4 protein-coding genes and 1 tRNA gene are annotated in these 5,909 nt (G+C 51.9%); 2 read left to right on the top strand and 3 right to left on the bottom strand.

The features are described 5' to 3' along the window. Positions 1 to 370 precede the first annotated feature (370 nt). Together R3B84_24915 and R3B84_24910 are read right to left on the bottom strand one after the other, a co-directional pair. The gene (locus R3B84_24915; GenBank protein MEZ6143820.1) at positions 371 to 1,561 is read right to left on the bottom strand and encodes a serine/threonine-protein kinase; all 1,191 of its coding nucleotides are present in this window, start codon (positions 1,559 to 1,561) and stop codon (positions 371 to 373) included. 14 nt (positions 1,562 to 1,575) lie between these two features. Beyond that, entirely contained in the window at positions 1,576 to 2,832 is a 1,257-nt protein-coding gene (locus R3B84_24910) for a serine/threonine-protein kinase (GenBank protein MEZ6143819.1), read from the bottom strand. A gap of 402 nt (positions 2,833 to 3,234) precedes the next feature. Here R3B84_24910 and R3B84_24905 point away from each other — a divergent pair. After that, positions 3,235 to 3,307 (top strand) — tRNA-Lys (locus R3B84_24905). Positions 3,308 to 3,512: 205 nt separating this feature from the next. Then, positions 3,513 to 4,760 carry a competence/damage-inducible protein A gene (locus R3B84_24900; GenBank protein MEZ6143818.1) on the top strand — a complete coding sequence of 416 codons (1,248 nt, stop codon included), beginning with the start codon at positions 3,513 to 3,515 and terminating at the stop codon, positions 4,758 to 4,760. Between the two features lie 355 nt (positions 4,761 to 5,115). Here R3B84_24900 and R3B84_24895 read toward each other — a convergent pair. Continuing rightward, positions 5,116 to 5,909 (bottom strand): ComEC family competence protein (locus R3B84_24895; protein ID MEZ6143817.1); only part of this gene is annotated, 794 nt, incomplete at its 5' end.

Below are 5,909 nucleotides of genomic sequence, written 5' to 3'. Positions count from 1 at the left end.
GCGGGCTATGAAGAGAAAACGAATGGCACGATGTCCAGGATCACATAAAAAACTTCTGCCCGACGGTGCGTCGTGCCGATGGAGGGGGTGTGTTGTGGAGCATCTTACACGGAATTGAGTCCCTCCACTTCGATTATGAGTTGCCGCTTCGCAATTCCCTAATTCGACAGACTTCGCACATGGGTACAATCATGCTTGATCGTTTTGAGCGTTCAAAATCGGGTCTGTCAGTAAGCCGCGTATCTCAGCCTTTTTCGTAGCACGGTGACTCGCCTGTGCAGGACAGCCATGGGCGGGACGCCCATGTTACGAATTCGAGGAAATAACACGAATCGATGTCCCGATTTTAGCCTACAAAAATGAGAAATCTTTAAGAGTGTCGTGTGTTCATCATTGCCTGGTGGAAGACGCGGGTTGTTTGGGAGGCGGGGCCACGCATCGACTGGCTCATATCGGTGCGGCCAGCAAAAGCCGTTACCGGCATTTCATCCGGATCAGGCGGTAGCACCGGAACATGAAATTCCTGTAATGTTTCAATCACTTCCACCATATCTTCCGGCCGTTCGTGCGGCTTTTTCGCAATCATCGACATCACCAGATAATTCACCATGTCGGGTACCTCTGGCCGAATCTGACGTGGGGACTGAACGTGGCGAATCTGGTGTGAAATTAACTTCTGAGCCATATTCCCTTCGGGATACATCGCACGACCAGTCAGTAAGAAGTAGAACGTTGCCCCCAGCGAATAAATATCGGCCAGGTGGCCGACATTGCGGGCATCGAGTGCCTGTTCTGGTGCAACGTAATCGGCTGTGCCCAACAGGGTGCCATTGCCACCTGCCATGGTTACGGAGCCCCGGTCGTCGTTCACCATTCGTGCCAGACCCAGGTCGAGTACCTTGATGGTGCCACTGCGGTCAACCAGAATATTCCCTGGTTTGACATCTCGGTGTACCACGCCAGCTGCGTGGGCACAGGCCAGCCCGCGTGCGGACTGAATGATGTAATCGACGGCACGGTCGATCGCCAGACGCCCATTGACGGTCACCAGTTCATGCAGGTTGACCCCATCAATGTACTCCATCACCAGATAGTGCATGTTTTTGTGAGAGCCAATATCGTGGGCCCGCACGATGTTGGGGTGATTGACCCGTGCCACTGCCTCTGCTTCCCGCTGAAAGCGGTGCACCATGGTGGGGCTGCTGGTGGTTTCAGGTGGGAGCACCTTTATGGCCACCCGGCGTTTCATGTGGCGATGTTCGCACAGAAAAACTGTCCCCATCCCACCTTTGCCAAGCTGGTCCAGGATAACATACTTGTTATCAATAAGAAAATTCTTCCACTTGCCCTGCAACAGGAGGCGGGCCTGGAATTTCGTCAGAAGTCCTTCGTAAACAAGTAGTTGCAGTAAATCAATCGGTTCATTATATCCCACGTTACGTGCGTGCAGGCCAGAAAGAAACTGGTCAAACTTCGCCTGTGGGATCAATTCGCTTTGCACGATGATCTTTTTCAGGTTCGATAGCTGGTGCCGATCGATCGAATGTGTTGCAGTAGTCATGGTGGACAATGTTGTTACTTGGGGGTACTGGGATAGTGGCTCGCAGGCGATGATTCAATCCGCACACCTGGGGCTGAGAGGATTGACATATGTTGTTGCGTATCGGTCGTTTTCAGGATAAACGTTCGGCCAGAGTGGGACATCAGCGATACCGTGGATGCCTTCGACATACTGGCGAGTTCCCGATTTAATGAGAAACGGTTTTCCGGCACTTCATCGGGTGTCGGTGGTTCTACATCTACCAGCCACGGTTCGAGATAGCGAATCACATCTTTTGGCTGCTGCGGGCGTGCATTGGGTGATTTTTCCAGCATCAGAGACACCACATCTGCAATCCCCACCGGAATACCGGACCGCACCTGATCGACGCGTTTGGGCTTTTCGCTTTGGTGGCGAACCAGTTTCATCGCCACGTTCCCACCATGAAATGGTGGCTGGCCAGTCAGAAAGTAGTAAAAGACCGCACCCAGACTGTAAATATCGGCCCGATGGTCTACCGTGGAATCGCGTGCCTGTTCCGGCGACAGATAATCGGCTGTTCCCAACACAGTGGGGCTGGAGCCACCCGCCATCGTGATTTCGGAATTATCCATGGGATTGGTGAATCGTGCCAGCCCCAGATCCAGCAACTTGATGACACCCAGAAAATCGAGCATCAGGTTGCTGGGCTTGATGTCTCGGTGCACCAAACCTTTCTGGTGGGCGTGCTGCAAACCGTTAGCCGCCTGACACAGATAGTTCACCGCACGTGGGATGGGTAGTGGCCCCAGATGCTCCACCAGGTGCTGCATGCTGACGCCATCAATGTATTCCATCACCAGAAAGTTCAGGGAGCCTTCCTGCTCAATATCAAACGCCCGCACAATGTTGGTGTGGTTCAGCATCGCAATTGCCTGGGCTTCCCGTTGAAAACGCATCAGCGTGGCACTATCCACGCGATCGGGCGGGAGAACCTTAATCGCCACTTTGCGACGCATATGGCGGTGCTCGCAGAGGAAAACCGTCCCCATGCCACCGGCACCAAGATGCTCTAATACCTTGTATTTGCCTTTCAGGAAAAAGTTTTTCCAGCGGCCCTGCATTAGCAATTTGGCCTGAAAGTGTGTCAGCAGGTGGTCCCGCACCATGCCAGAGCACATTGCGGAAGCATCAGAAAATTTTTCATTTTCCGCTTCCCGCTGCAGCAGATATTTTTCGATTTCCTGCTTTGTCAGCAGTTCGCTTCGTACTACCAGATCAAACAATTGTTGAACTGTTTTTGGGCTGGACATACGCAACTACCTCTTTCACCACATAGGGAAGGCGAATTATGTTCCTTGGTAAACTTGGAGGGGGACTATTCCATGCTGAGATTTAGCATAATTCGGAACACGAAGCGGAGAAATAATCGCGATAATCTGAAAAATCAGACAGAAAAATTCGCGAATTCAGGTGTGGGAATGAGAATTTTGTAGCATGTTCAAAATCAAGATAAGGTGGGCAGTAAACAATTAGCCTGCATGATTTACAATATTGCGATTTGGAAATATAATTGAGCTGCTATCAAAGTTTGCCGTTTCGACTCCCCACCGTCACGTGGAAGAAAAATCACCAAAAAATTACCCCATTTTGGTGTGGAAAACGAACCTCTGCCCACTAACATAGGTCTATCTGGCAGTGTTACTGTTCAGATTGGAGGCGTAGCTCAGTTGGTAGAGCATCGGACTTTTAATCCGTGGGTCCTGGGTTCAAGTCCCAGCGCCTTCATTTTTTTCTCATCTGTCTAAACCATCCCACTTCATTAAGCTCTCAGAAGTTTTTCTGCATGTACGAGCAGACTATGGGTGATCACGTTTTTACGAGTCTAACTTGTAGGTCCCGAGGATGCCGATTGCCCACATTCCGGGCTGAAGTGGCCCAGTGATTGCGGTGGTCGCTTACAATAATCTTTTTCCGAGACCACAGGTGGGTAATGAAGGCAGAATTGATTTCCATTGGCAGCGAAATTACCAGCGGCCAGAATCTGGATACCAACTGCCAGTGGCTGAGTCAGCGCTTGGCCGAAGATGGTATTCCGGTGGGCTTTCACACCACCGTGGCAGACGATTTTGACGATAATGTTCAGGTTTTTCACAATGCGGTGCAACGGGCAAAGCTGGTGCTCAGTACGGGAGGCCTGGGCCCCACGCTGGATGATCTGACCCGCGAAGTGCTGGCAAAACTGGTGAATGTTCCCCTGGTGGAAGACCCGGTTTCACTGCAACAGATTCGCGATATGTTCACCCGCCGTGGGCGGGAAATGCCAGAGCGAAATCGTGTGCAAGCTCTTTTCCCACAAGGAGCTATGGCGATTTTCAATGCGAATGGCACCGCACCCGGAATCTGGATGCAGGTGGGCAGCAGCATTATTGCCTGTATGCCCGGCGTGCCATCGGAAATGAAGCTGATGTACGAACGGGAAGTTCGCCCACGCCTGATGGAACTTGGCCTGATCGGCGGGGTGGTTGTCCAGCGAAAAATAAACACCTTCGGTTGGGGGGAATCTGCCGTTGAAGAGAAGGTAAGCGACCTGACCCGACGTGGGCACGTACCGGAAGTGGGGATTACCGCCAGCGATGCAGTGATTTCACTTCGGATAATTGCCCGTGGCAACGATTTTGCCACAGCCCAGGCCCAGTACGCACCAATTGAGGCGATTATACGCGAACGGCTGGGTGAATTGGTGTTTGGGGTGGATCACGAAGAGTTGCACGAAGTGGTGGTCGAAGAACTGATACGGCGAAAATTGTCGATCAGCACCGCAGAAAGCCTGACGGCAGGACTGATTGCCAACCGAATCGGGCAGGTGCCGGGTGCTTCCAGTGTTCTGCATGGTGGTTTTGTTACCTATACCAATGAAACAAAACAGGCATTATTGGGTGTGCCTGGGGAACTGTTAGCAGAACATGGTGCGGTAAGCGAACCGGTAGCACGTGCGATGGCCATTGGCTGCCGCGAACGCCTGCAGACCAATTTTGCCCTGAGCAGTACAGGATTAGCAGGCCCCACCACAGGTGGGGAAAATCAGCCGGTAGGCACCGTTTTTGTGGCATTAGCATGGGACGGTGGTTGTGAAGTGCAGCACCACACCTGGGGAGGAACCCGTACCGAAATTCAAAGTCGCACCGCCAAAATGGCTTTGAATCTCTTACGACTGCACCTGTTACGAAAGCCGAACTAAATTGTGTGTCAATTGGGCCTACGTTTACGCCTGAATTCAGATGGTTTATGCTGACCGCAAAGTCGCCATGTAGAAAAAACCAAGCCGGAACTCAGCGATGAAATTCTGTTTTGTGTATGCTACATTGGGCTACCCCATGCGCGGTTCATCAAATTGTTTTGTGATTACACTTGGAACCCAAGCTCTGCGCGGAAGTGCAACAAACGAAATTTAGAGCAGCCTTCAATATTTTGAGTTCAATTCGATTGATTTTCTATTGGCGACAAATCTTTAATGCTGTTGTTCGCTACCTTGAATTCCATGAATTGAGCTGGCTAGTTAACAAATAGTCTTTGGCCCTGAAGGGGCCATTCTGTCAGCCCAGGTGCTGTCCGGAAATTGCCAGCACGTGAATGACACCCGTGCGGATATATTGTTGCCATTCATCCTGTGACATGGCAGTCCCATCACCCAGTAACAGGGCGATCGCCACTTCGGGCTGCTTCTGGAAGTGTTGCTCGATCCGCGTCCGGCATGACGATTGCAACTGGTTGAGAGACCGTTGCAGAGACCAGTTGCCCGTGACCAGCCGCACCGCAGCATCGGGCGTCTTCTTGCACTGCATGCTGGCAACAACCAATTGATCGGCATAACGATTTGCCCAGTCGAACTCCCCCGGATTCAGTGGGCCTGCCATTGGGGCAAGCCAGCCAAACAGTTCAATTTCGTCACCAATCGTCACTGCAGTCAATTCGCCAGAAATGCGAACCTGCACCCCGCCGGAAACGGGCAGCCAATCCCCACGCACCTGAAGGTGGGTTGCATCGATCCGTAACGTGGTAGATACTTCAAAAACATTCGGATTTTCTACAAATCGTGCAGGCAGTTTGCGGTAGACAGGTCGCTCGATGACCACACCACGCACACGGGAGATGACGGGGTCTTTGTGTAACTGATGGCTGAGACTGTCTGCGGGTTGATGCCACCGATAATAGTGATGGTACGCCCCACCTGCAAAGAAAAAACAGAGGATCAGTAGCCAGCCTCGATCAGCGGGGCGATACGCAACCACGAAGATGATCCCAAGTACCACACTGATTGCACCTGCGGTAGTCCAGGGAATATCATTGGGATAGTAGCGATCGAGCAATATCCCCAGGGTGGCTGCTG

The organism is Zavarzinella sp. (assembly GCA_041399155.1).
Classification (GTDB): domain Bacteria; phylum Planctomycetota; class Planctomycetia; order Gemmatales; family Gemmataceae; genus JAWKTI01.
This window is presented reverse-complemented; position numbering and strand designations above follow the sequence as displayed.

Bases quoted from the DNA above. Each gene is read 5' to 3' on its own strand.
- R3B84_24915 (MEZ6143820.1), bottom strand. From the start codon at position 1,561: ATGACTACTGCAACACATTCGATCGATCGGCACCAGCTATCGAACCTG.
- R3B84_24910 (MEZ6143819.1), bottom strand. From the start codon at position 2,832: ATGTCCAGCCCAAAAACAGTTCAACAATTGTTTGATCTGGTAGTACGA.
- R3B84_24900 (MEZ6143818.1), top strand. From the start codon at position 3,513: ATGAAGGCAGAATTGATTTCCATTGGCAGCGAAATTACCAGCGGCCAG.